The 1,034-nt window shown below is 38.6% G+C and carries 1 protein-coding gene; it reads right to left on the bottom strand.

Annotated features, from left to right (window positions below):
• Positions 1-435: 435 nt before the first annotated feature.
• Entirely contained in the window at positions 436-750 is a 315-nt protein-coding gene (locus HMPREF0083_RS13940; protein ID WP_040302826.1) for a transposase, read from the bottom strand.
• Between the last annotated feature and the right edge of the window lie 284 nt (positions 751-1,034).

The following is a 1,034-nucleotide window of genomic DNA, read 5'->3' as shown; positions in this document are numbered from 1 at the left end:
CTGGATTATACTGGATAATCAACACCCTTGATACAATTTTGAATATTTATGTGCAATTCTTTTTTGATGTTGTACCGATTTCGCAGTTGATTCTTTAACTGTTGGTAGAATTGGCCGCAAATGTTAACTCAACCTTATAAAAAAGAAAGGCCACAAGCTTGCTTTACTAGTCTTTCTCTTATAGATGCGGATTCCTAAAAGGAAGGCTAAACCAAAGATATCCTGTTTAGGATACTGCTGTATCACTATCAAGTTAAGAATTTTATAGCCTCCCCCGAACAAAAATCATCTGTATTTTCAATGCTAAAATGCTCATTTTATCATTTGGGGTGTTCTTTTTTTAAAAGTTGATGGCGATGGGGTAGCGCCACACTTTTGTGTACACCAAGCAGACGGCATACTTCTTCCACCGATAGGTGAGAATCTTCCACTACTTCAAAGATACATGCCCAATGCTCCTTGCTCAGATGTCGAACGTTTTTTTAGCGTTGAAATTTTTACAGTCAACTTGCCAATCAGTTTCTCATACTCGTCCAATTTTGCTTGAACGGCAGCGTCTTCTTTTGCTGTCTTACGTTGTTTACCCGAAAGGACACCCATTCCCCCTTGGATGAACTCATCTTTCCAACGGTAATACAAAATCTGGCTAATGTTATGTTGTCTGCAAATCTCGGCGACGGATTGTTCTCCCTTTAGCCCCTCTATCACGATATTCATTTTTTCCTCCGCTGACCATTTGCGACGTTTCATGTTCCGTTCCCTCCTGTTAAATATGATTATATCAAAAGGGATACCTCTACACATCTTATCGTCGCATTTTAGAGTGGGGCGCTATAGCACACAAAGGGAGATGTCTTTTTTCTTTCTCCAGAATAATAACGAGGACATTATACTCGTCAGTTTCTGGACAGGCAATACCGTCAACTTTAGGACGTTTTGGAGTATCAATAACACTTGAAAAGAAGGGATAAACGAATTATATCTAGAATTCTTTGATACATGAATCAATTTCATAATTGCTTTTCCAAAAAAGC

It is taken from the genome of Aneurinibacillus aneurinilyticus ATCC 12856 (assembly GCF_000466385.1).
GTDB classification, from domain to species: domain Bacteria; phylum Bacillota; class Bacilli; order Aneurinibacillales; family Aneurinibacillaceae; genus Aneurinibacillus; species Aneurinibacillus aneurinilyticus.
The sequence above is the reverse complement of the archived record's forward strand: the minus strand, read 5'-3'. Positions and strand labels throughout refer to the sequence as shown.

Coding starts and splice junctions, on each gene's coding strand:
- HMPREF0083_RS13940 (WP_040302826.1), bottom strand. CDS start 750: ATGAAACGTCGCAAATGGTCAGCGGAGGAAAAAATGAATATCGTGATA.